General features: G+C 36.3%; 16 protein-coding genes, 5 tRNA genes and 1 pseudogene. 11 read left to right on the top strand and 11 right to left on the bottom strand.

Features of this window, described 5'->3' with window-relative positions:
- Nucleotides 1-22: 22 nt before the first annotated feature.
- From murG to CGC52_RS02770, 4 genes are all read right to left on the bottom strand, one after another.
- On the bottom strand, nt 23-1,111 hold the full coding sequence (murG, locus tag CGC52_RS02785) for an undecaprenyldiphospho-muramoylpentapeptide beta-N-acetylglucosaminyltransferase (RefSeq protein WP_095893376.1): 1,089 nt from the start codon (nt 1,109-1,111) through the stop codon (nt 23-25).
- On the bottom strand, nt 1,111-2,982 hold the full coding sequence (locus CGC52_RS02780; protein ID WP_095893375.1) for a sodium:solute symporter family protein: 1,872 nt from the start codon (nt 2,980-2,982) through the stop codon (nt 1,111-1,113). The genes murG and CGC52_RS02780 overlap by 1 nt, the downstream gene beginning before the upstream one ends.
- A 64-nt stretch (nt 2,983-3,046) precedes the next feature.
- Nucleotides 3,047-4,117 (bottom strand): trypsin-like peptidase domain-containing protein, encoded by a 1,071-nt coding sequence (locus tag CGC52_RS02775; RefSeq protein WP_095893374.1) that lies wholly within the window; start codon nt 4,115-4,117, stop codon nt 3,047-3,049.
- A gap of 15 nt (nt 4,118-4,132) precedes the next feature.
- Complete coding sequence (locus CGC52_RS02770; RefSeq protein WP_157908985.1) at nt 4,133-5,311, bottom strand: hypothetical protein; 1,179 nt, start codon at nt 5,309-5,311, stop codon at nt 4,133-4,135.
- A gap of 502 nt (nt 5,312-5,813) precedes the next feature.
- Between CGC52_RS02770 and CGC52_RS02765 the strand changes: the two genes are divergently transcribed.
- Both CGC52_RS02765 and CGC52_RS02760 read left to right on the top strand, forming a co-directional pair.
- A complete protein-coding gene (locus tag CGC52_RS02765; RefSeq protein WP_095893372.1) occupies nt 5,814-6,554 on the top strand; it encodes a hypothetical protein in 741 nt (246 codons plus the stop codon).
- Between the two features lie 54 nt (nt 6,555-6,608).
- Entirely contained in the window at nt 6,609-7,349 is a 741-nt protein-coding gene (locus CGC52_RS02760) for a hypothetical protein (protein ID WP_157909094.1), read from the top strand.
- A gap of 8 nt (nt 7,350-7,357) precedes the next feature.
- Here the strand turns inward: CGC52_RS02760 and CGC52_RS02755 are convergent, their stop codons facing one another.
- The 3 genes from CGC52_RS02755 to CGC52_RS02745 all read right to left on the bottom strand — a co-directional run bounded on the left by CGC52_RS02755 (nt 7,358) and on the right by CGC52_RS02745 (nt 15,822).
- Entirely contained in the window at nt 7,358-7,948 is a 591-nt protein-coding gene (locus CGC52_RS02755; protein ID WP_095893370.1) for a DUF502 domain-containing protein, read from the bottom strand.
- A gap of 85 nt (nt 7,949-8,033) precedes the next feature.
- Nucleotides 8,034-13,088 carry a DUF5689 domain-containing protein gene (locus CGC52_RS02750; RefSeq protein WP_157909093.1) on the bottom strand — a complete coding sequence of 1,685 codons (5,055 nt, stop codon included), beginning with the start codon at nt 13,086-13,088 and terminating at the stop codon, nt 8,034-8,036.
- Between the two features lie 19 nt (nt 13,089-13,107).
- Nucleotides 13,108-15,822 carry a carboxypeptidase-like regulatory domain-containing protein gene (locus CGC52_RS02745; protein ID WP_095893368.1) on the bottom strand — a complete coding sequence of 905 codons (2,715 nt, stop codon included), beginning with the start codon at nt 15,820-15,822 and terminating at the stop codon, nt 13,108-13,110.
- 299 nt (nt 15,823-16,121) lie between these two features.
- Here CGC52_RS02745 and CGC52_RS02740 point away from each other — a divergent pair, with 299 nt between their 5' ends.
- Together CGC52_RS02740 and CGC52_RS11405 are read left to right on the top strand one after the other, a co-directional pair.
- Entirely contained in the window at nt 16,122-16,886 is a 765-nt protein-coding gene (locus CGC52_RS02740; RefSeq protein ID WP_042005289.1) for a superoxide dismutase, read from the top strand.
- 146 nt (nt 16,887-17,032) lie between these two features.
- Nucleotides 17,033-17,501: pseudogene (locus tag CGC52_RS11405) on the top strand (IS1 family transposase).
- A 236-nt stretch (nt 17,502-17,737) separates the two neighbouring features.
- Here CGC52_RS11405 and CGC52_RS02725 read toward each other — a convergent pair.
- Nucleotides 17,738-17,811, bottom strand: a tRNA-Met gene (locus tag CGC52_RS02725).
- Nucleotides 17,812-17,946: 135 nt separating this feature from the next.
- On the opposite strand from CGC52_RS02725, the gene CGC52_RS02720 reads away from it, so the two are divergent.
- The gene (locus CGC52_RS02720; protein ID WP_095893365.1) at nt 17,947-19,188 is read left to right on the top strand and encodes a sulfate adenylyltransferase subunit 1; all 1,242 of its coding nucleotides are present in this window, start codon (nt 17,947-17,949) and stop codon (nt 19,186-19,188) included.
- An 85-nt stretch (nt 19,189-19,273) separates the two neighbouring features.
- On the opposite strand, the gene CGC52_RS02715 is transcribed toward CGC52_RS02720, so the two are convergent.
- The 3 genes from CGC52_RS02715 to CGC52_RS02705 form a co-directional block, all read right to left on the bottom strand.
- Nucleotides 19,274-19,882: a superoxide dismutase gene (locus CGC52_RS02715; protein ID WP_042005291.1), complete on the bottom strand. Its 609-nt coding sequence runs from the start codon at nt 19,880-19,882 to the stop codon at nt 19,274-19,276.
- A gap of 84 nt (nt 19,883-19,966) precedes the next feature.
- Entirely contained in the window at nt 19,967-20,557 is a 591-nt protein-coding gene (locus CGC52_RS02710) for a peptidylprolyl isomerase (protein WP_095893364.1), read from the bottom strand.
- 2 nt (nt 20,558-20,559) lie between these two features.
- A complete protein-coding gene (locus CGC52_RS02705; protein WP_232751831.1) occupies nt 20,560-22,047 on the bottom strand; it encodes a sulfatase in 1,488 nt (495 codons plus the stop codon).
- Nucleotides 22,048-22,257: 210 nt separating this feature from the next.
- Between CGC52_RS02705 and CGC52_RS02700 the strand changes: the two genes are divergently transcribed.
- The 6 genes from CGC52_RS02700 to CGC52_RS02675 all read left to right on the top strand — a co-directional run bounded on the left by CGC52_RS02700 (nt 22,258) and on the right by CGC52_RS02675 (nt 24,381).
- Complete coding sequence (locus CGC52_RS02700) at nt 22,258-22,818, top strand: LemA family protein (protein WP_042005293.1); 561 nt, start codon at nt 22,258-22,260, stop codon at nt 22,816-22,818.
- Nucleotides 22,819-22,828: 10 nt separating this feature from the next.
- Nucleotides 22,829-23,749 (top strand): M48 family metallopeptidase, encoded by a 921-nt coding sequence (locus CGC52_RS02695; RefSeq protein WP_095893362.1) that lies wholly within the window; start codon nt 22,829-22,831, stop codon nt 23,747-23,749.
- Nucleotides 23,750-24,023: 274 nt separating this feature from the next.
- Nucleotides 24,024-24,097 (top strand) — tRNA-Thr (locus CGC52_RS02690).
- A gap of 32 nt (nt 24,098-24,129) precedes the next feature.
- Nucleotides 24,130-24,214: transfer RNA gene (locus CGC52_RS02685), tRNA-Tyr, on the top strand.
- Nucleotides 24,215-24,221: 7 nt separating this feature from the next.
- A tRNA-Gly gene (locus tag CGC52_RS02680) sits at nt 24,222-24,294 on the top strand.
- Nucleotides 24,295-24,309: 15 nt separating this feature from the next.
- Nucleotides 24,310-24,381: transfer RNA gene (locus CGC52_RS02675), tRNA-Thr, on the top strand.
- Nucleotides 24,382-24,434: the final 53 nt, after the last annotated feature.

Raw genomic sequence — 24,434 nt, 5'->3', positions numbered from 1 at the left:
AATCTTTTAATCTTTAAATCATTTAATCTTTGAATAATTTAAAAATAATATCTACGATGTCTTTAGTTGCGTTGGGTTGAGCTAATTTTTTTATGTTTTCAGAGAGATTTTTCTGCTGATTTTCGTCAAGAATTAGCTGTGAAAATGTTGTCTCAAATTGGGCGTCTAACTCACTTTCGCGTATTAAAACACAACCTTGTTTTTTTGCTATTGCTTGTGCGTTTTTGGTTTGATGGTTTTCCGCGACATTGGGTGACGGAATGAAAATTACGGGTTTACCCACAATGCAAAGTTCACTTACAGAACTTGCTCCTGCTCGGGAAATAATTACATCGGCTGAGGCGTACGCAAAATCCATTCGGTCAATGAATTGCAATACTCTAATATTTTCAGAGTTGTACTTTTTATATTCTTCAAAATAGAGTTTCCCACACTGCCAAAGTACTTGGATATCAAGCTTTTCAAAAAGAGGCAAATCACTTTCAATGAGCTGATTGATACGTCTTGCTCCTAAACTTCCGCCCAAAACCAAAAGCGTTTTTTTATTTGGATTCAGAGAGAAAAAAGTTTGAGCTTCTTTTCTTTTTTCGGAAATGTTGAGCAAATCTGCCCGAACAGGGTTCCCCGTTTTCACTATTTTTTCTTTCGGGAAGAATTTTCCCATATCGTCATAAGCCACACATATTTTTTCCGCTTTTTGGCATACCCATTTGTTGGTCACTCCGGCATAGGAATTTTGCTCTTGAATTATCGTAGGAATGCCGAGCCATTGAGCCGCTTTAAGGGTTGGGGCAGAGGCATATCCGCCTGTTCCGATAACCACATCAGGACGAAACTTCTTTATGATTTTCCGAGCTTTCCACAAGCTACTGACAAGTTTCAGCGGAAACATCAAGTTGTCAAGCGTTAGTTTGCGTTGTAAACCCGAAATCCACAATCCTTCGATGGGATACCCCGACTGAGGCACTTTTTGCATTTCCATTCGGTTTTCAGCTCCCACAAACAGAATTTCGGCATCAGGCAAACGACGCTTTATTTCATTCGCAATAGCAATGGCAGGATAAATATGTCCGCCTGTACCGCCACCTGATATGATGAATTTAGGTTTCATTAATCTTTATATTTTTTTACGACATCTAACCATGTAAATTTCAATATAGCTGTGGTTAAGGCAAAAACGGCAATTGACCACCACATTTTGGGATAATCTCTGATTAACAGGAAAATAGGAATCAAAATTTGGCTCGATTGCCACACTATTCCAATAACACAATTGCCCATATCTTTCCAAAAATCAGTATTTTTGACAGCTGTGCTATCCTCTTGCTTTAACTGCACATACACGGGATGCCACAAGCCCCACGGACGAATGTTTTTGTAAAAGTTTACCAATACACTCATCTTTGTTGGTTTTGATAGATAAGTACCTAAAAAACAGCCTAATAACGAAAATACAAAGAAAATAGGAAATAAATAAATAGGAGGAATATGTGCTAAGCTATATAACCAAGTTCCTTCTGTGAAATTGGCCTTATTGATATCTAAAATGAATTGAGCAGTAGCGATGAGTAAACCAGCTAACATACCCCAGAAATAGCCCCAACCATTGAAACGCCACCACACCCATTTGAGAAAGTTAGCAGCTACGTACCCCCCATACAAAGCACTTGTAATCCACAGAGTTATACCGTTTATCGAATCGGCAAAAAAGCCCATAATTACTCCAAGAATCACAATCGCAAATGACGCCCAATAAGAAGCATGAATGTAATGTTTCATCGAGGCTTCAGGTTTGAAATATTTTTTGTAAATATCATTTACGATATATGCAGGACCTGAATTTACGAACGCTGAAAAGGTAGACATAAACGCCGCCAACAACCCAGCCAACAACAGCCCTTTGATTCCTACAGGTACGTGGAAATTCACTACTTTTGGTAATATAGTTTCTAAATCGTTGTTGGTAATACCTGTTAACATTTGAGGAGCAATATGTACCAATGCAATCACTACAATTCCTCCGATAAGTAAATATCTCGGTATGAATAAAATAATATTCGTAAATCCACTCATGTAGGAAGCCTCTTTCACATTGCGTGTTGAAAGGATTCGCTGCATATCGTAGCTCGGCGTAGGCCCTGCTACACTAGCAAAAAATCCTTTTAATAGGGACATCCCTATAAAAGCTCCAAACATTTTATACCCTTGAGTATCAATAAAATCATTGAACGCTTGATACTTCGAATCCCAAAATGGTGTGAGCTCTGTGCCGAAGAAAATGTTTTTCCATTCTTCGGGAATAATGGCTGTGATTTGCGCATCCGAAATAGTAAAGAAAGCATATCCTGCGACCAAGATTCCTGCTAATACCATAATTCCGTATTGTAGAACTTCAGTAGCAACCACAGAAAACATACCTCCTTTAATGGTGTAAATAGTTGTAAGAAAGATGATTAACAAAGAATAGCTCTGTTCTGAAGTTAGAAGTACCGAGTTTCCAAAAGCGAGAGTCATATCCCATGGAAGGATGATGGACATAAACTTTCCTACCCCTTCAAAAAAATAGGCTATGAACCCAACCGAAGTAATGATAGCAAAAATAGCGATAATCAAATGCGAGGCTCGTCCTGCTTTATCATTACCAAATCGAGTTAAAATCCATTCGGAACCTGTCATAATATTTGATCTGCGAATCCAAGCTGCTAAGAAAACCATTACAAAAATTTGATTCCATATTGGCCAAATCCACATAAACATAAAACTTTTCACACCATAGAGAAATAAAATCCCTACCATCCAGGCTGTTCCTGCCACATCAAACATCCCAGAACCGTTACTCAGCCCTAAATAATACCATTTTATGGAATTTCCGCCTAAAAAATAGGAATCCAATCCTTTTGATGCTCGTTTTGAAATCCAAACACCTACCCCAATGGTTAAAAGAATGTACAAAACAACGATTAAAACGTCAATAATACTCATAATACCAATGTTTTTATTTTAAATTTTAACTCATTACAAGCACAAATTCCCTATTTGTACTCTTTTATGCTAATTTCGAATCGATTGAATACTCACAGTGATATTGTTCAACTAAAATATTGTCCAAATAATCTGCTAATTTTGGAATGTCGCGTACATGATTTTTAATTTTTTCACTATCTTCTGAAAATAAGTCGGAAAGATGTACGCGATAAGATAAATAAATAATGTTTTCGGAAATCCCAAAATGGTAGGGACTGTAAGGATGTGAAAGCATATACTCGTATAACGGAGCTAAATTCTGTTTCGGTAGCTTCACTAATGGCGAAGTGACAATCAAGTAGTTACTTCTGAAAATAAACATCCGTATCAATGCACTACCCTGATGAAACTCCCATACATCACGTCCAGCACGACACAAAATAGGATTTGCTCCCATGTCAGCGATTGCCGACTCAATGAATGTGGCAAAATTGGACAGTTCAAATTCCTCAAAAACAGAAGCATTCACTTTATTTCCACACTGTGGGCAAAATTTGGTTTCTGTTTCAATAAAATGATCACATGAATTACACTTCACCCTAAAAACATTATCCGAAAAGGTGAAATCACGTAACTCCTTGATTACTTCATTGAAGTGAATAGCAAACCCTACATTGTCCGCCTCTGTAAATTTTGAAGTTGTAACCCCTACCAACATTCCGTCTTGATTCAGCATTGGACCTCCTGAATTACCAGGATTTACGGCAGCATCCGTTTGCACGTAATGGCGATTGTTCATCGGCTGATTTGTGGACGAAATAATTCCTTCCGTGATGGTAAAAGGCATTCCGAAAGGAAATCCATTGATAAACACTTTCTGCGTATTATGTATTTGTAAATCAGGGTTTATGGTGATTGAAGTATCTGCTAATGAAATTCCCTCAACGTGCAAAAAAGCTAGATCTAATTCAGGGTTTGCCATTACCACACGTGCAAAGTAACGATTTCGCTCTTGGTCTTCTACTGCCAACGTTTTTGCTCCTTCCACCACGTGATAGTTTGTAATTAAAAAATCATAACCCTTAACTGCAAAACCACTACCTGTTCCTCCTGAGGTAATGATTTTAAAGATATATTTTTTATGTTGTTCCATGTTCAATTCTTGATTTTATCCAAACAACCGAGCTAAAAAGCCTTTTTTGGTTGTTGTTCCGTTTTTGATGTTTTTCGGTAAGGTTTCATTGAGCAAATGATCAAAAGTTTCCAAGTAAATAGTGGCTGCCTTTTCGTAGGCTTCACCCGAGGCACGTTCAAGTGTTCCGATAATAAAGTCCTTGTAATTTTGATCTAAATTATAGAAATACATCAATCGTAAGTAGATGTAATTCAGGTAATAAGCTACGTTGAAGTGATCGTTCGAATTTTTATACTTGCGTATCTGCTCTTCGAAGTCGGTTACATATTCTTGGATGATTTTTGAAGAAGATCGCCATTTGAGTCCCATCAAGGCTTTTGTGTAATAGATGTCCTTCATAAGATCTTCTTGCGATTTCTCCATCAATTTTTTAAAGAAATTTCTTCCTCGGTCAATGCGGTAATGAAAGTCGATTCGATTATTGCTTATATTTTGTATATATTCCTGTAAATCAACACGCAGAACTCCTTGTATACACGGCATATTTCCTAATTGTAGCAGACTAATCATCAAAATATCCCACTGACTTTCCGACCAGCGTTTCTCTTGAAAATAGTCCATGAAGAGTTTGTATTCATCTAAAATACTTTGGATTTTCTCCCACGCCTGTTGTTTTTCTTCTTCATTAAGATGTTCAATAACAGGAGATTGCACATATTCTACATTGTATTTTTCGATAAATTCATCATCAAAATCATCAGCGGTTTCACAAATTTCACGCAATGCTTCATAGATTTTATTGGGCTGACACACATAGAGTGGAGCTTCGAATTTAAACCACAGCATTTGGTTTTCGAGATGAATCTGAGGGATAGTCAAGTGCGTAAAATTCAGTTCATTAACTTCACGAAGTAAAGCGATTTTGTTTGATTTTTCTGTAATTTTAACGAAAGGTGATTCGATATAAAAATAATCGTTTCGCACACCAAAGGTAACACGAGAAGACCCTTGTGGATACTCAACAGAAAAATCGCCCGAGGCAGGTACTTGCTTTGCTACCTCTGGATTGATGTAGTCCAATAACTTTCGTAAAGATTCTGCATAACGTTTTTCTTCAAAAGCATCGACCGCAGCATACCAACTATCCACTTGAGCGATAGGGTCATTGATGTTTTTTATAGGCCTGTGATACTTCGGGATTCTATTTCTCATATATATATGTTTTCGAAGCAACAAAAGTACTATTTTTTTAGGTTTTGCAAAAATTATGCACCCACGATTTTCAGAAAATATTTTGTTTACTGAGTATGGGCATTGAGGAAAAAACATCAAATGAGAAAAATATCAAAAAAAATCTTTTTATCTGTATTTTAACAATAAAAATTTGAACCACGTAATTACAATGTTAAAAAAATATCATATTAATAAAATTGTTTTATTTTTATTATGTTATTTATGTCATTATTTTCTTATTATTTGAATGATTGTAAAAAAAACTATAAAAATATTTTGTTATTTCAAATGTTAATTATACTTTCGTACCGTTGAATATGCATAATCAATAACATTTAATTAGGTAGCGTATTATTAATTGAAGACCATAAAAATCCAATAACTGCCTTCAAGTTTGGTAAGCATTTAGGATGTTACAATTAGATTCTTATTGAATTTAAAACAGCTTTTATTTTAATAAACTCTTAACAACATATATTTTATGAAAAAACGTTTTTTACTAATCCTCGGATTGTCATTTTTGTTATCGTCGTGTCAATGTACTTTGGTACGATTATTATTTGTTAAAAAATCTGCTGTTAAACATAAAAGAGTACTCGTAAAAGGTGATCAGGAATTTATTTTTATTCCCATGGTTCATTTGGGTAAGCAACAGTACTATGACGAAGTTAAGGAATATATAACAAAAAAACGCTCGGAGGGATATAAAATCTATTATGAAGGTGTTGGGATAAGTCGTGATTCTATCAGTGATGAAAAAAAAGATACTTTAGAACGAAAACAACGAAAAATATTAGGATTTCACCTTACTGTATATAATGATAAAGACAATCAATCGTTGCCTCGATGTGTGAAAAAATACGTGGGGCAAACATTGACGAACACAGGAATCATTCCCGAAATAGATACGAATGCTGACTTAAGCACCGAAGAACTTATAGAAAGATTTGAGACTAAATATGGTAAAATTTTATTAAACGAATGTGATTTTACTACTCCACTGAAAGCCCCGTACGAGTGTAATAAAGAAATGAGTAGGAGAGAATTCTCAAATATAAATTTTACATACACTCACTTGCTACGTGATTCTCATTTGGCAGAGCTTCTTAAAACAACAAAAGACAAAAAGGTGGTCATCGTTTTTGGAAAAAAACATTGGATTATGGGGGTTTACCCTACTCTAAGAGATGAAGGTTTTGAGCTTATTGAAGGGAAAATTTAAGCGACATTCCCCCAAAAAGTATATTATGGGATACTCACAAAGTATATGTTATTTATGAAAAAACGTTTTTTACTAATTCTCGGATTGTCATTTTTGTTATCGTCATGTCAATGTACTTTGATTAAGTTATTTAACGTACAAAGGTCAGCTCTCAAACATAAAAAAGTATTTGTACGAGGAGATCAAAGTTTTATTTATATTCCGATGAATCATTTGGGTCGCCAGCAGTATTATGATGAAATCAAAGCCTATTTAGAAATAAAACGTTCAGAAGGCTATACAATTTATTACGAAGGAATGTATCTAAGTAGAGATACCATAAATCAACAGCGGAAAGATACTTTACTATTAAAAAGAAGAAAACTTATGGGATTTCACCTCACACCTTCCTATAGCGACAAAAACAATCATTCGCTGCCAAAATGTTACAAAAAATATGTTGGGCAAACGATGGAAAACACAGGAATCATTTATGGAACAGACGTGAATATTGACATGACTACGGAAGAAGTCATTGAGGCATATGAGGCTAAATATGGAGAAATTCCGTTGAATGAATGTGATTTTACCACACCTTTGAATACTCCTTACAAATGTGAGCAAATAAAAGGGGTGCACCCAACAAATTTGCTTTATAGATACTCTCATACATTCCGCGATGAACATCTTGAAAACTTTATAAAAACCGTAAAGGACAAAAAGGTAATTTTAATTTTTGGAAGAGCCCATTGGCATCACGGTATTCGCTCTACTTTAATAGATGAAAACTTTGAAATGATTGAAGGGAAAATCTAAAAATCCTTTTAGTGGTTTTTTGTATTTGTCATGCCACTCATCCCTCCACTGAGGGCAAATTCCATAGCCTTATGAGCGGAAAAGCCTTCAGCTGGTTTTATATTGTTAGCATTGGTGACAATCACCCAACCCGAAATCGCATAGGAATGGGGTAGGTAAACGCTAACCATATCAGGCATATTTGCCAAGTCCATGTTTTTTTGAGTTAAAAAGCCAATACGCCAAGTTTCGGGTTTTTCTTGTACTTTAACCCACACAGGATTATTGAATTTCCGTTTATCACCTACAAATGAAGTCAGTACATCTTTGATAGAGGAATAGATAAACTTGATACCTGGGGTATGCTCCAATAGATAATCTAAACTATTGACAAGTATCCGTCCTAACAAAAACTTATTGCCTATAAATCCTACCAAGGTAGTCCCAATAGTAATCATAAAGAATACCAGTCCAGGGTATTTTTTTGATATATCAGGTATTAGATTGTCTATGCTCGAAAAAATAGACCATATAATCCATATGGTGGCACTCAAAGGCCCTAAAATTAAAATCCCTTGTAGGAAATAGCGAATGAATGTGGCAAAATGATTGTTTTTCATATTTTTTTGTAGCAAAAATAAAATAAAAATCACTACGGATATGTTTTCCGTAGTGATTTTTTAGATTTTTTTCATTGGATATGAGTTATTCTTCCCATTCAATGTCGTCAAAAACAATTTGTCCCAAAGTGGATTTTATGGTAATGACCACATTTCCAGATAGATTAACATCTATTTCTTTGGTGCCACCTGCATCTTTGGAAAAATCGTCTTCTGGACCGAATGCAGTTGTACTGTTTTCATCTCCATTCAACACCACGAATTTTCTATTGGTACCTCCTGTTAAAGCTCCTTTATAACTGAATTTCAATTTCTTAACTCCATTAGAGAATGTAATTTTGATGTAAGGTGATGCCGATGAATTATGCAACATCAATCCTTTTCCGTTGATAGCATAATCCGTACCTCCTTGTACTAAATTCGTACGTGCTTTGTATTCCAATTTGGCATTATTGACAGTGAGAGTAGCCGTTGACCCATAACTTGTTGAATTGGTTGTAACATTTTCAAAATCAAACTTATTTGCGGGAGGTGTTACGGTACATACTTGGTAAGCTTCCGTAAAATTAACATCGCCTAAATTTCTTATTATAAGCTGAATATCAGAAGAGTATACGGCCATTACTCCAGTAATTGTTCCTCTTTTATCACTTACAGTTTCATTTGCAAAGACTGCTTTATTTCTGGTATAAACTTTCAACGCATTGTCACAATTCGTAGTGATAACCTGTGTTCCTTTGTAAGTTGTCGAAGTAACTTTAAACTGAGCATTTTCAATACGCACCAATTGGCTTTCGTAGTTTCCTGTCAAAGCATCTGCAATAGTGATTGTTTTCGGAGTAGGAGCTACCGCGCTGGTATTTGTATTGATAACGTTGCTAACTTCGAGACTTTCAATTTGTAATAATCCACTGTATTTTTTCAGTTTAGTACCTTTTAGGTTTAATTCTAACTCAGTACCCAATGCATAGGAATGATCTGAAGTAAACCGCAAAGCAATACCCGCTGTGTTGTCCTGAGCAAAAGCGTTTGTCTGTGGCACATTTTTCCCGTCTTTATCAGATGTTATTACTACTTTGATTTTGAGGTCTTCCGCTATATCAACATCCGCTGAGGTATGCATATCACGGATTTGTTTCACGGTTTTCTCCTCATACGTAGGCGTACTCGGGTCTCCTGAGTCGCCACAATCTTGATAGGCTTGCGTAAAGTTTACATCGCCTATGTTTCTCATTATGAGTTGAACACCTGACGTATGAATGCCCATAACTCCCGTAATCGTACCTTTTTTATTACTCACATCTTGATTTGCAAAGGTTGCTTGGCTTCGGGTGAAAACATTCAAAGCATTATTACAATCCGTAGTGATAACTTGTGTCCTGTTGTAAACGTTTAAAACATCTTTAAACTGAGCGTTTTCTATACGTACTAACTGGCTTTCGTAGTTCCCTGTTAAAGCTTCCGCAATAGTAATTGTTTTGGGGGTAATAGGTGTCGCACTATTGTTTTTGCTGAGTACGTTACTGGTTTTGAGTCCCTCGATTTGTAATAACCCATTATACCTTTTCAATTTAGTACCTTTCAAATTTAATTCTAATTCCGTACCCAACGCATGGGAATGTTCCGAAGCAAATCGCAAGGTAATTCCCGCTGTATTGTCTTGAGCAAAAGCGTTTGTCTGTGGCACATTTTTCCCGTCTTTATCAGATGTTATTACTACTTTGATTTTGAGGTCTTCCGCTATATCAACATCCGCTGAGGTATGCATATCACGGATTTGTTTCACGGTTTTCTCCTCATACGTAGGCGTACTCGGGTCTCCTGAGTCGCCACAATCTTGATAGGCTTGCGTAAAGTTTACATCGCCTATGTTTCTCATTATGAGTTGAACACCTGACGTATGAATGCCCATAACTCCCGTAATCGTACCTTTTTTATTACTCACATCTTGATTTGCAAAGGTTGCTTGGCTTCGGGTGAAAACATTCAAAGCATTATTACAATCCGTAGTGATAACTTGTGTCCTGTTGTAAACGTTTAAAACATCTTTAAACTGAGCGTTTTCTATACGTACTAACTGGCTTTCGTAGTTCCCTGTTAAAGCTTCCGCAATAGTAATTGTTTTGGGGGTGGGCACTCCTGCATCTACTTTTTTATTAATAAGGTTGCTGGCTTTGAGTCCCTCAATTTGTAGCAAACCACTATATTTTTTCAGTTTAGTACCTTTCAAATTCAATTCCAATTCCGTACCCAACGCATAGGAATGCTCCGAAGCAAATCGCAAAGCAATACCCGCTGTGTTATCTTGAGCAAAGGCATTCGCACCTGGCACGTTTTTCGCATCTTTATCAGATGTTACTACAACTTTGATTTTTACGTCTTCTGTAAACTCAAAAGTTTCTGCTGTAAGTAACTCACGGATTTGTTTCACGGTTTTCTCCTCATACGTAGGCGTACTCGGGTCTCCTGAGTCGCCACAATCTTGATAGGCTTCCGTAAAGTTTACATCGCCTGCATTTCTCATTATGAGTTGAATGCCCGAAGTATGGACGCTCATAACTCCCGTAATCGTACCTTTTTTATTGCTCACATCTTGATTTGCAAAGGTTGCTTGACTTCGGGTGTACACAATCAAGCGGTCGCTACAATCCGTAGTGATGGTTTGAGTTCCGTTATACGTTTTTAAAACATCGGTAAACTGAGCGTTTTCAATGCGTACTAATTGACCTTCATATTTCCCTGTTAAAACCTCCGCAATAGTAACTGTTTTTGGTGTAGGCACTCCCGCATCTGCTTTCTGGTTGATAAGGTTGCTGGCTTTAAGTCCCTCGATTTGCAATAGCCCATTGAATTTTTTCAAAGTCGCACCTTTCAAATTCAATTCCAACTCCGTACCCAACGCATAGGAATGAGCCGAAGCAAATCGCAAGGCAATACCCGCTGTGTTATCTTGAGCAAAGGCATTCGCTCCCGGTACGTTTTTCGCATCTTTATCAGATGTTACTACAACTTTGATTTTTACATTTTCCTCAAAAACAAAAGTTTCTGCTTTAAGTAATTCACGTATTTCTTTTACAGTTTTGAGAGTTGCCTCTGTATCAGGATTATCGGGAGTATCTCCTTCACATTTAGTGTAATCATTTTCAAATTTCACATCATTTATATTTCTCATTATGAGTTGAATGCCACTGGAATGAACTCCCATTACCCCAGTGATTGTACCTTTTTTATCGCTAACGTCTTTTCCTGCAAAAGATGCTTCTTTTCGGGTGTATACAACCAAATGATTGGTACAATCCGTAGTTATAGTTTGAGTTCCGCTGTAGATTTTTAAAACATCCGTAAACTGAGCATTTTCAATACGCACCAATTGGCTTTCGTAGTTCCCTGTTAAAGCCTCTGCAATAGTAACTGTTTTTGGTGTAGGCACTCCCGCATCTGCTTTTTTATTGATAAGATTGCTGGCTTTAAGTCCCTCGATTTGTAATAGCCCATTGAATTTTTTCAAGGTAGCTCCTTTCAAATTCAATTCCAATTCCGTACCCAACGCATAGGAATGAGCCGAAGCAAATCGTAAAGCAATACCCGCTGTATTATCTTGAGCAAAGGCATTCGCTCCTGGTACGTTTTTCGCATCTTTATCGGAAGTTACTACAACTTTGATTTTTACGTCTTCTGTAAATACGAAGGTTTCCGCAGTAAGTAAGCCACGAATTTCTTTCACGGTTTTCAAAACTACCTCAGTATCAGGATTTTCCGGTGTTCCTCCTGCATTTTTTTCTATATGTACGTTTTGCAATTGAACCGTTGTGCTTATTTTTCCACCACTTTCGTACACAAAGGCAATATAAATCTCTCCTTTTGGAAGTGCAATCGCAGCAGACTCTTCGTAGTTGTTGTCATATCTTCCACTGTTGTTTATCAATGCCTCCACTGCTGATTTTCCTATTTCTCTCCATGTAGCACCATTGACATCGTTACTTCCGTTGTAATCACTGCTGTAATATATTTTTAACGGATTTCCATTTTGATGAGCGTCTGCTAATTTAATTTTTAGAGCCAGATCTTCAGTTGTAATGTTAAATTTTGGCGTAATTAGCCATGTAGTTACATCAATCACAGCATTTTGCTTAAATGCCGACATTTGTACATAATTAACTTTATTGAAAGTTTTTATTTCCCACAGTCTATCTCCCTTGGTAGCAATAGTTTTCCATCCTTTAGGCATTCCTGAAGAGAAGGATTCATCAAAAGGGAATTGCGAAATGGTAATTTGTTCTGTTTCCTCCTCATTATTTCCTTCTCCAATAACCTTAATATCACTGGTTGAACTTACCATAAATTGATAGGATGAGCCATATTTTGTTAATACTCCTGTGACATCTAAAATACCTGCAGGTACTTTCTCATCAATAAAATTAGCATATCGGCTGGTTCTAAATGTAATTTTTTGACCTTGTTTGTCTATCAAATTATAGTTTGTTCCTTGCTGTGCATCATTGGCTTTTAAGTGATAGGTTTTTCCGATTGCAGCGGTTTGGAAAGATACATTTTTTAATGTAATTAATTGATTTACATTAGAATTTACTTTTAAAGTCTCAATAGAAGCATCTGCTTTTGCTAACTCTTCAACGGTTTTACTCTGATCCTTTAGAACAAAAAGATGAGATGAATAAACGGCAGGGGGAATACTTCCCACACTCACTCTTCCACTGCTACTTGTATAAGTTTTGTAGCCAATTTCCAATCCTCCGTTGTTAATCTGAGTGCTAAGTCCTTTCAAACGAAGTTGTACTTTACTTCCAACAGGGAACTCAGTGTACAAAGCAGTTTTATCAATACTTACTGCTACTCCAGCTGTTTTTTCTTCGTTCTGGATATACAACTTCTTATAAAAGTTACCTCCTTCATCACTTGAAACGATATATCCTTCAATAGCCTCATCTTTGGCATAGTCAGTAACTTCGGCTGTAGCTGAGCTATTTGCTTTTGTGAAACTCACAATCTCTCCATTAAAAGGAGTTAGTTGTCCTTTGTCATAATCTGGAAGTTCGTAATCTGTATCTTTTACACAGGCAACAATTGCAACCAATGATAGTAAAAGCATACTAAAAATAGAAATTATTTTTCGAGATTTCATAATCATTTTCTTTAAAGGTTTATATACTTATAGCTAAATTAATCATATAGGTTCGTCCGTAGCCCAAAAAGTAACGAGGGCCAAACGATGGTACGCCGTGAGCATTGTCTCTGAGCATACTTCCGTAGTTAGCAGTGCGTGACTGTTCGAAGCCTCCTGAGACGAAATTTTGACCGAATAAATTGTTGACACTACCAATTAGGCTCACGTACGTTTTTTTAATACGCCATGATTTTCCTCCTACAACATTTACCAAAAAAACATCTTGTAAACGTTCCTGTTTTAGTAGTTTGCGAGCGAGTTCTTCATCAATATCTGTAAATGTTTTTCTAGTATCTGGATTGATAAAAAAACCGCGTGTTCTATTAATAGCAGATATAGATACGTAATTATCAGTCAATAGATTAGCAGTAGCAGATACCCACCAATATTTTTTATTTCGATGCTCGATCCCTATGGAATAAGCCTGTTGCGGCCCACTTGGAACACGGTAGTTCTTCAACGATACTTTATCTACTTCAATTACTCCTATTTCTCCCGATGACACATACATTTTAGGATTATTGATATATGTATGTTGTCCGATAGCTGCGGCTGCTGTAACCTTCCACGTAGGAAAAATCTGAGCCTCCGCACCAAATTCCAAACCAAAATGTCGTTTTTGAATGTTGTCAACCGTTTGTGAAATAAAATCACTTGAAATTTCATCGGTCAAAGCCATTTCTGTAAAGAAAAAGTTGGTTTCAGAAGTATTTTCAACATGAGTGTAGTATCCTGTCAAGCGTGATTTGAAGTAAGGTACTCGGAGAATATAGCTTCCATCAAAAGTGTAGGCCGTTTCATTTTTTAAGTTCGGCAGTATTCTGTTGGAATAACGAATATTAGCAAAACTATTTCGTATGGATTGTGGAGTATTAAAATAGCCGGTATTCAGCTGGAAAATATGTCTTCCTGTGAGAGCATAAGTCAATCCAGCTTTGGTACTCACGCCTCTAAATATTTTTCGGTCACCCTTGCCAAAAGAATCCGCAAAAAGAGCATAGCTATATTTTCCTTCGCGTTGATATTCAGCATGATGTAGCCTACCTGTAACAAAAAAATCAACCTTATGAAACTTAAAATCCACCTGCGAAAAGAATTCTCCTAAAGAACTTTTCAATCCGTATTCATAATTCCATTTATCTCCTTTGACTTTTTGTAAATTAGTATCATTCTCATCATACGGTTTATTCGCAAAATAGTCGTAATTCATAAAGAAAGAACCTCCCAACAAATCATCTATCTGTGCATAATTTTCAGAAGTTATATTTCGGTAGACTAATCCTGATGTCCATTGAATGTTTTCCTGTAGAGGAGTTGAAAAGTTTACATTAGCAGAAAACGTACGTTCATCATTCACATCATTACTGATAATGAAAGCGCTACGATCATTACGAGTATTCATATTGGCACGGTACAACGATGACCAATCCAATTGTTGATGCTTCAAAAAATAATCCTTTTGCAAATTTGCCATTTCCCAATTTGGCCCCGTACGTTGGTTTATATAGTAACTGGGTAAATTTCGGTAATAATTTGGTTCAGGATTAGACGCATTACCATAGCTGATACGTGTGTTCCCCATATTTCCAAACTGATAACCCAAATCAACATTCAAGCGAGTATTATTCTTATGAAAATCATACGACAATATAAAAATAGGTTCATCAATTATTCGATTTCTTGAATTTCGTATCTCTCCTGCTTGATTTCCCCAGTAAGGGTTGTATTTATATCCTGCCAAATCAATTACCTCACGAGTCAATGGAGCTGTTTTTCCTCTTCGAGTAAGTGAATACATTCCGAGGAGCGTAAAATTATGGTGTTGATTTAGGTGATATTCAACCGCACCAAATGAGGCATATGAATTATAGAGCGTTCCATCAATGTACGACCTATTTCCTGCCCATCGACGCGATGTGGAAAAAGAATAGGCGAATCCTTTTTTAGATAATCCCGAGTTGTAGGTGTACATAATCCGCCCAGCATAGCTTCGATTTCCTGCGGAAGTTGTAAATCGGAATCCTGGACGATTCAATGATGGTCGTATGTTGATATAATTTGACCCTGCTATTCCTCCGAAAGTATAATCTGATTTGGCTATACCGTGCTGTGACTCTTGGGTTCTTGTGACATCGTTAAGCCCCCCCCAATTACTCCATTGAGCCCTTCCATTTTCTATACGATTCATCGGGATTCCATTCATTAAAACTGTAACATCTTTAGAATCATATCCTCGAGGCTTAAAAAAAACAGCACTAAAATCAAAAGCTGCCCGACGCATAAAAATGTCCTGTGAACTATGTAAAAGTCCAGACATAGAATCAGCACCGCTTTCATCATCTTCCAATTCACTTTCGGTGATAACTGCCATTTGTTCAGATTCATGGACAAAATCGGCATCCATAAAAACTACCGGCAAGGTAACTTTCAATCCAGAGAGTTCTATCAACATGCGTTTTTCAACATAAGATTCCTTTGAAAAACGCAATACATAAGATCCTTCCGGAAGTTCAATACTAAAAAAACCGTTGATGTCCGTAACCCCAACAATGGTAGTACCCTCAACACGAACCTTTACATCTTGTAATGCATTTTTCATTTGATAATCAGACACATATCCCTCAATAACTGATTGAGAAAATATAGGTACTGACACCAAACACAACAAATAAAAACAGAGTGTTTTATACATGATTTTATTTTTTTAAGTTTGTAAAAATCTGAAATAAATTACTCCCACAAAGGTAACATAAAAATAACAAATAACAAATTATTGAAGTTTGTTTAGCCTAAAAATTACCAAATTTAGAAGCTTTCTTTCTATTCTAATGGAAAATAAAATTTAGAAGCTAATGTACTAAAAAATCTCTTTTAAGGTAAAACTTATTGATAATAAGGCGTTAATATCATCCGATAGTACAGAAAAAATGAAAAATAATTTTTATATCTATATTTTTTTTCTATTTTTGGCGAGAAAAAATATGTCACATTATGAAATTACGTAAATTAATCCCTATGACAGCTCTGATATTTTCAGGAGCTGTTTTCTCATCAGGAGAGCTATATGCTCAGAAAAAGAAAAAAGAAACCCGACAAGCTAAAACAGAAAAAGTAAATTACGGAAGTCCCAGTGAAGTTAAAGCCAATGAAGGAGCCTTTAAAATCGTACCTCTAAACTATGGTTACGATGCGGTTAGTTCTTACATTGACCAGGAAACTATGTTCATACACTTTTCGAAACATTACGTAGGATACTTGAACAATCTAAACAAAGCTGTTGAAGGCAAAGCTCAAGCAAATCAATCCATTGAACAAGTGCTTAAAACTTTGGATATGAATAATGCGACCTTACGAAACAATGCTGGAGGCTATTATAACCACAATCTCTATTTTGATGTAATTTCTCCAAAAGGAGGAGGTATGCCAACAGGAACTTTGGCAACAGCTATCAACAATGAGTTCGGAAGTTTTGAAAATTTTAAAAAACTTTTTGCAGAGGCAGGAGGTAAACGCTTCGGATCAGGATGGGCGTGGCTAGTTGTAAATAATGGTAAATTACAAATCGGAAGTACAGCTAACCAAGATAATCCTTTGATGCCAGGATTGGAAATTTCTGGAACACCTATCTTAGGAATGGATGTGTGGGAACATGCGTACTACCTAAAATATCAAAATAAAAGAGGAGATTACATTCAAAATTTCTTTAACGTAATTGATTGGAATAAAGTAGCAGAATTATATAATAAGGCTAAATAAAGATATTTCATCCGTAAAAAACAATACCTCTGGATTTGATTCTTACCAAATTTTCAGAGGTGTTGTTTTTTATGACATATCTTTCTTTTCGAAACCTCCTAAAAAATGGTGTTTTTAATTTGGTATATTTCATATAATTTAGCCGAATGAAATGTACCAGATGCGAATCGTTAAATAAGATTAAGGCAGGTTTTGTTGGAGGAAGACAGTAATATAAATGTAAAGAGTGTGGTTATTTTTTCAGTGTTGAGAAAAAATATGATGTAAAACGCCAGAACAAAAGCGTCTTGCTTTGCAAATGTATTTGGAAGGATATTGAATATTGTGGCAAGCAGTATACAGAAACTTTTTTGAAACTTTGGCAACAATTGAAAAGCAGAGATATCAATGGTTTTTGTAGCGATTATTGGAAGAGTTATTCAGGGGTAATTCCAAGTGAAAAGCATATGGAATCCAAAGCAGAAATCTTTACAGTGGAGGGATATAATAACAGAATAAGACATCATTTGGCAAGATTTAAAAGAAAAGGAAAATGCTACTCGAAGTCAAAAAACAATGTTAGAAAACTCCTTGAAACTTTTATTTTTGAAGCTGAATAATCAATTAAATATATAATAATTCAAAAAAAACTTTACTCTCCACTCTTTGCCTTTGTGAGGCTCGGCAGGTTTACAATCTACGAATATTTTTGCCCTATTGAGGGCTTGAAGATTTTTTGAGTGATTTTTAGGCATTTTTTTATTTAGGCTAAAATCGTTTTTAGCCCAAAATCCTTGTGACACAAATCTGACACAGTTATTTTAAAAAATCAAGCGTAACAAACTGAATTACAATTTATTACGCTTAAAAAGTAGCGAAGACGGGATTTGAACCCGTGACCTTTGGGTTATGAATCCAACGCTCTAACCAACTGAGCTACCTCGCCAATTCATATCACTCCATCCGAGTTTGCGGGTGCAAATATAGGATTTTTTTTTATTATGACAAACTTTTTTAAAAGATTTTTTAGTTATGCAATTATTTATTACCTTTGCGGACATAAGTTAATGAATAAAAAGCAATGGATATACTTAGGTTTTTAACAGCAGGAAGTGTTGATGACGGAAAAAGTACATTAATCGGAAGGCTTCTTTACGACAGTAAAAATATATTGATAGACCAAATGGAGGCCTTGGAACGTAGTTCAAAAAACCGAGAAGACGGAAGTGTCGATTTAGCACTACTGACTGATGGGCTTCGTGCCGAGCGTGAGCAAGGTATCACCATTGATGTGGCATATAAATATTTTTCAACACCTAAGCGTAAATTCATTATCGCTGATGCACCAGGACATATTCAGTACACTCGAAACATGGTCACAGGAGCTTCAAATGCTGATCTGATAATTATCCTAATTGATGCTCGAAATGGAGTTATTGAACAGACTAAGCGACACTCCATCATAGCTTCTTTGTTAAATATTCCTCATGTGATTGTTGCTATCAATAAGATGGATTTGGTAGATTTTTCACAAAATCGTTTTCAAGAAATCAAGCAAGAATATGAAGAAGTAGCCAATGCCCTGGAACTTAAAGGAGTAGAATTTATACCCATTAGTGCCTTGAATGGAGATAATATTGTTGAAAAATCAACAAGAATGGATTGGTACAAAGGTTCTTCATTGCTTAATCAATTAGAAAACATTGAATTAGCCACGTCCACTAACTTGACAAATGCTCGTTTTCCCGTGCAATTGGTGTTAAGACCACAAACGGAAGAACTTCATGATTATCGGGGATATGCAGGGAAAATTGAAAGTGGCATATTTAAAAAAGGAGATAAGGTAGTGGTTTATCCTTCCAAAATAGAGGCGACCATTTCCGCTGTCGAAGTTAATAATCAAGAGGTTGTAGAAGCATTTGCTCCCCAAAGTGCTGTACTTCACTTGGAGGAAGATGTAGATGTCAGTCGGGGTTCATTAATTGCTAAAGATGATGAACTTATCAAAGTTTCCAATGAGTTGGAGGCCACCATCTGCTGGATGGATGAACGTCCGTTACACCTTGGAGGGCGTTATTTATTGCAACATAATACCCAAGTGGTTAATGCTATCGTTAAGGAAATTAGAGAGCGAATTGATGTGAATACTTTAGAGCGGTTTGGAGGCGTTTCGTCCGTTTCGTTGAATGAGGTAGTAACTGTAAAAATCAAAACGTCAAGTCCTTTAGCATATGACAGCTACAAGAAAATACGAGAAACAGGAAGTGCAATTCTGATTGATACTACAAGCTACGTAACTGTGGCAGCTGTCCTTTTGAAGTAGGAGTAAAACATCTGATAAAAATCAAAAAAAGAGGTTGTCTTGAAAAAAGAACAACCTCTTTTACGTATAATTATGGAAACAATTCTTATTTTCCTTTAGCGTAAAGTTCCGCTACTTTCTCCCAATTGATAACATTAAAGAATGCTTGAATGTAATCAGGACGACGGTTTTGGTAATTTAGGTAATAGGCATGCTCCCAAACATCTAACCCTAAGATTGGCAATCCCCCACAGCCTATGTTAGGCATTAGAGGGTTATCTTGATTTGCAGAAGAACATACTTCAACTTTGCCACCCTTGTGAACGCAAAGCCAAGCCCATCCTGAACCGAAACGTGTAGCTGCTGCTTTTGCGAACGCTTCCTTGAAAGCTTCAAAACTTCCAAAAGCCTCGTTAATAGCGTTAGCCAATTCGCCCGTAGGTTGTCCGCCTCCTTTTGAAGACATCACTTCCCAAAATAGGTTGTGATTGTAGAAACCACCTCCGTTATTGCGAACAGCTCCGTTGTTCATATCTAAGTTTTTCAAAATTTCTTCGATAGACTTTCCTTCTAAATCCGTACCAGCAATGGCTGTATTTAGATTAGTAGTGTAAGCATTGTGATGTTTCGTATGGTGAATTTCCATAGTACGTGCATCAATATGAGGCTCTAAGGCATCATAAGCATAAGGTAATTTTGGTAATGTAAATGACATAGTGTAATGTTTTTTTATGTGTTAAAACGCAAATATAAGTATAAAAAATGAAAAATCAAAGAAGAATTTTCAAAAGTACTGGATTTAGTTTGTTAGTCTTCGGATGGAAATAATCCTGACAGGTTCTTTTAATAGTTGTTCCTGTCCGTATCCCTCCCATAGAACGGTTTTGCCTTTTTGGATTTCTTTGACAATCTTCATCCCTTTGACTACTTTTCCAAACACAGCAAATCCATATCCATCAGGATTTCGTTTACCACCGTAGTCCAATTGGGGTTGATGTTGGTTGAGTACGATGAAAAATTCTGTTGTAGCACTGTCGGGAGAACTTCGAGCCATTGAAATAGCTCCAATTTTGTGTGATAATCCTGTCTGTTGGGTAGTTTCGATTTTAATGGGAGGGTAAACGTTGAGAGTATCGTTATAGAATCCTCCTTGAATTACCTCAATAGGATTTGTACTTTGTTTCTGATTATTAAGCCTTACAACCCGATAGAAACTTTTTTCGTCATATCGTTTTTCATCGATATATCTAAGGAAGTTGGCTACTGTTTTTGGAGCTTTTTTGGGGAATAATTTCACAATAATATCGCCTTTTGAGGTTTTTATGACCACTTTTTGAGCAAACGATATTCCCGAAATAAGCAATAGAAAAGTAATAATAAGGGGTTTCATATTTACAATTTTTTATTTATAGCTTCATCAGGGTAAGGTACTTGTTTTCCAGTAATTTGAACAGTTGGCATTTGAGCTTTTGCCTCTCGTAAATAATTTGCTAAATCATGAGCTAATTCCTCTGTTTTAGTCTGATTTTCAGTAGCTATATTATGTTTTTCACTAATATCTGTTGTTATGTTATAAAGTTCAAAATCTTGAGAGTCATGGTAATATATGAGTTTGTAATTACCTTTACGAATAGCACTTGATGCTCCCAACCCTAATGTGCGATTGTAACCAAACCAATTATTAGGCAAATGCCAGTAAAGATTTCTTTCAGGAATGTTTTTAGTTGGGGTAAAAAGTTGATTTACAAAGCTTTTTCCGTCAATAGTTTGTATGATATTTTCTTTTTCTATATTGCAAATTTCTAATAATGAAGGGAAAATATCTTCGATACTTACAATATTATTATTTGTTTGATTTCCAATGATTTTTCCTTTCCAAGATACCAAAAATGGAATGCGGATGCCTCCTTCTTTTAACGAACCCTTGCCGCTTGCCAATGGATGGTTAGCACTGTTCTTTGACAAGCCTCTTGCCCAAGCGTCTAATCCACCGTTATCGGAGATAAAAATAATGATTGTATTTTCACTTAACTCTTCCTGTTCTAAAAAATTCATCAAGTCTCCTAAACTTTTGTCCATACCTTCAATTAGGGAGGCATATTTAGCTTCAACAGGATGCATTCCTTTGTCTAAATATTTGTTAACAAAACGTTTGTCCCCCATTATTGGAACATGAATGGCATAGTGTGACATATACAAAAAGAAAGGTTTCTCTTTCGGGCGTTTCTGAAGTTTCTCAATGGCTTTTTGAGTCAAGGCTTCTGTAACGAAAATATCTTTTCCATGAAATTCTTCTAGATGCGGGACGGCAAAAATGTTTTTTTGTATCGTGTCGTTCCCAAAGTTGTCTACTCCTTCATAAGATTTCAATCCACCTGCTGCATGTCCACCCACATTCACGTGGAATCCCATGTTAATAGGATCTTCGCAGGGAGTGTCTTTGGCAGCAAAATGAGCCTTTCCTATATGAATGTTATGATATCCCGATTTTTGTAGTAGCTGAGGTAGGGTAGTGGAAACAAATGTACGCGGAATGCCACTTTCGGTAGCAATGCCATTAACGTTCCATTCCGGATAGGTAAGTAAAGTATCTTTTTGATCCGTAGAAGTGTCTCTAAGCAGAGTCCAGTTCGTTACTCGATGTCTTGCTGCGTTTGTTCCCGTGAAAAGACTTACTCTCGAAGGGGAACAAATTGGGGTAGCGTAAGCCTGGGTGAATTTCATTCCTTGTCTCGCTAGCCGTTCCATATTAGGAGTTTCGTACATGTGATTGAAATCCGTAGTTTGTTCAAAAAAATCAACCGAAGTATCCTGCCACCCCATGTCATCAACTACAAACAAAACAATATTGGGAGGTGTTTCAGTTTTATTGCACCTCAAAAAAAGAATTGGTAAAAAGGCGATAATTGATAAAATGTATAGCTTTTTCATAAAAAATAAGAGAAGACAAAGGTACATTTTTTTGGTGAGAATACAAAGAATGGGGAGCCGTAAGGAGACGTATTTTTCAGAACAATAAATTTCAAAACATTTTGGATAAAATAAAAAAAAATAGTAACTTTGTCCCAGTTAACTTAAAAAAATAAAAATATGATAGGATTAATCATTTTAGGGGTTGTTGTAATATTGATAATTTGGTACGTGATGACCAACAATAGATTGGTTGCTTTGTCAAACAATCGAGAAAATGCCTTTGCCGATATTGACGTTCAGTTAAAGCAACGTCACGATTTAATTCCTCAGTTGTTAGGAGCGGTTAAAGGATATATGCAACACGAAGCCGATGTTTTGACTCGAGTGACGCAAGCCCGAAGTAAGGCCATGAATGCTACAGACGTCAATTCAAAAATAGCAGCTGAAAAAGAATTGGGAATGGCAATGTCGGCATTTAATATTCAGGTAGAAGCATATCCCGATTTGAAAGCGAATACTAATTTCATGCACTTACAGCAAGAGATAGCTGATATAGAAAACAAATTAGCTTCGGTGCGAAGATATTTCAATTCAACGACCAGAGAATTGAATACAGCCATTCAGTCAATTCCTACCAATATTGTAGCGGGAATGAAGAAAATGACTGTACAGCCATTCTTCGATTTAGGAACAGAGCAACGAGCAACCCTCGACAAAGCTCCAGAGATTTCATTCTAAATCCAACGAAATGCAGTACGTCGGAATACAGTCTCAGATATCCCGAAATAATTTTAAATCCATACTTTTAATAATTGCCTTTCCGCTATTGGTGTTATTGGAAGTGTACGCTTTCTTGTATTTTACAAACGAGCAAAATGTTACTACTACCAATAGCTTATTTGTAGGAGCGACACCTGTCGTCTTGGTTGTTGTTGGAGTTTGGTTTCTAATATCCTACTTTTTTCATGCACAAATGATTCAATTCGCTACTAATTCCAAACCTTTGGAACGTAGGAATAACATGAGGGTTTACAACTTGACCGAAAATTTGTGTATGTCGGTTGGTATGCAGATGCCCAAACTGTACATCATAGAAAGCGAAGTTTTGAACGCATATGCCTCAGGAATCAATGAAAAAACATATGCAGTAACCCTTACCCGAGGACTTATAAATACACTAGATGATGCAGAATTAGAGGGGGTTATAGCACACGAGCTGATGCATATACGTAATCGAGATGTACGCTTGCTAATAGTTACTATTGTTTTTGTAGGTATTTTTGCTGTTTTGGCAGATTTAGCTTTTCGTATGCTCCTGAGCAATGGACTTTCTTCAAGGAAAAAAAGCAGTAATGATAAAGGTGGAGGTGGAATGATCATATTAATCTTTTTGATAATAGCTTTTGTCGTATACATACTATCTATGGTCTTTAAATTTGCTCTATCTCGAAAACGAGAATATATGGCAGATGCAGGAGCCGCTGAAATGACTCGAAACCCTTTAGGTTTAGCCAGTGCTTTACGTAAAATTTCAGGAAACTCAGAGCTGGATATCAAAAATGATGAAGTAAAAGAGATGTTCATAGAACATAAAAGCAAAGGGATAATGTCATTATTTGCTACACATCCACCCATTGAAAAACGCATTCAGGTGTTGGAGCAATTTTAGAATCAGATACAGCGGAGGGTAAAGTTTCATTTTTGTCGTAGCTTTGGTAGGCAGAGAATTAATAGAAATATGATAGGGGGGGAGTTAATTCATTCTCTTTCAAATGATGATTTTTATAACACTCTGTATGCAAATCTTTTTTTATATAAAATATTGTTTTTCAGTGTTTTGTGTAAAATGATGGATAATTATGAGTAAAAAAAACGTAAAAAATTTTGCTAACAAAAAAAATATATATACATTTGCACTCCGTTAGAAATAACGAAAGAGTTATGCCGATATAGCTCAGTTGGCCAGAGCACGTGATTTGTAATCTCGGGGTCGTGGGTTCGAATCCCTCTATCGGCTCGAAAGTTCATACTTTTAATAATTGTGGCAAAGGGAAGATACTCAAGCGGCCAACGAGGGCAGACTGTAAATCTGCTGACTATGTCTTCGCAGGTTCGAATCCTGCTCTTCCCACCAAAAAAATGCGGGAGTAGCTCAGTTGGTAGAGCGTCAGCCTTCCAAGCTGAATGTCGCGAGTTCGAACCTCGTCTCCCGCTCACAGAAGGCTATAAGCCGGTGTAGCTCAGGGGTAGAGCGCTTCCTTGGTAAGGAAGAGGTCACGAGTTCAAATCTCGTCATTGGCTCTTGAATTGCACACATTTAACACTGAATTATATAACTAAGATTTAAAAAAAAA

The sequence above is a fragment of the Capnocytophaga sp. H2931 genome, from assembly GCF_002302535.1.
Lineage (GTDB): Bacteria > Bacteroidota > Bacteroidia > Flavobacteriales > Flavobacteriaceae > Capnocytophaga > Capnocytophaga canis.
Note: the sequence above shows the minus strand (reverse complement) of the source record. Positions and strands in the feature narration are given on the sequence as shown.

Bases quoted from the DNA above. Each gene is read 5' to 3' on its own strand.
- murG (WP_095893376.1), bottom strand. From the start codon at position 1,111: ATGAAACCTAAATTCATCATATCAGGTGGCGGTACAGGCGGACATATT.
- CGC52_RS02780 (WP_095893375.1), bottom strand. From the start codon at position 2,982: ATGAGTATTATTGACGTTTTAATCGTTGTTTTGTACATTCTTTTAACC.
- CGC52_RS02775 (WP_095893374.1), bottom strand. From the start codon at position 4,117: ATGGAACAACATAAAAAATATATCTTTAAAATCATTACCTCAGGAGGA.
- CGC52_RS02770 (WP_157908985.1), bottom strand. From the start codon at position 5,311: ATGAGAAATAGAATCCCGAAGTATCACAGGCCTATAAAAAACATCAAT.
- CGC52_RS02765 (WP_095893372.1), top strand. From the start codon at position 5,814: ATGAAAAAACGTTTTTTACTAATCCTCGGATTGTCATTTTTGTTATCG.
- CGC52_RS02760 (WP_157909094.1), top strand. From the start codon at position 6,609: ATGAAAAAACGTTTTTTACTAATTCTCGGATTGTCATTTTTGTTATCG.
- CGC52_RS02755 (WP_095893370.1), bottom strand. From the start codon at position 7,948: ATGAAAAACAATCATTTTGCCACATTCATTCGCTATTTCCTACAAGGG.
- CGC52_RS02750 (WP_157909093.1), bottom strand. From the start codon at position 13,088: ATGAAATCTCGAAAAATAATTTCTATTTTTAGTATGCTTTTACTATCA.
- CGC52_RS02745 (WP_095893368.1), bottom strand. From the start codon at position 15,822: ATGTATAAAACACTCTGTTTTTATTTGTTGTGTTTGGTGTCAGTACCT.
- CGC52_RS02740 (WP_042005289.1), top strand. From the start codon at position 16,122: ATGAAATTACGTAAATTAATCCCTATGACAGCTCTGATATTTTCAGGA.
- CGC52_RS02720 (WP_095893365.1), top strand. From the start codon at position 17,947: ATGGATATACTTAGGTTTTTAACAGCAGGAAGTGTTGATGACGGAAAA.
- CGC52_RS02715 (WP_042005291.1), bottom strand. From the start codon at position 19,882: ATGTCATTTACATTACCAAAATTACCTTATGCTTATGATGCCTTAGAG.
- CGC52_RS02710 (WP_095893364.1), bottom strand. From the start codon at position 20,557: ATGAAACCCCTTATTATTACTTTTCTATTGCTTATTTCGGGAATATCG.
- CGC52_RS02700 (WP_042005293.1), top strand. From the start codon at position 22,258: ATGATAGGATTAATCATTTTAGGGGTTGTTGTAATATTGATAATTTGG.
- CGC52_RS02695 (WP_095893362.1), top strand. From the start codon at position 22,829: ATGCAGTACGTCGGAATACAGTCTCAGATATCCCGAAATAATTTTAAA.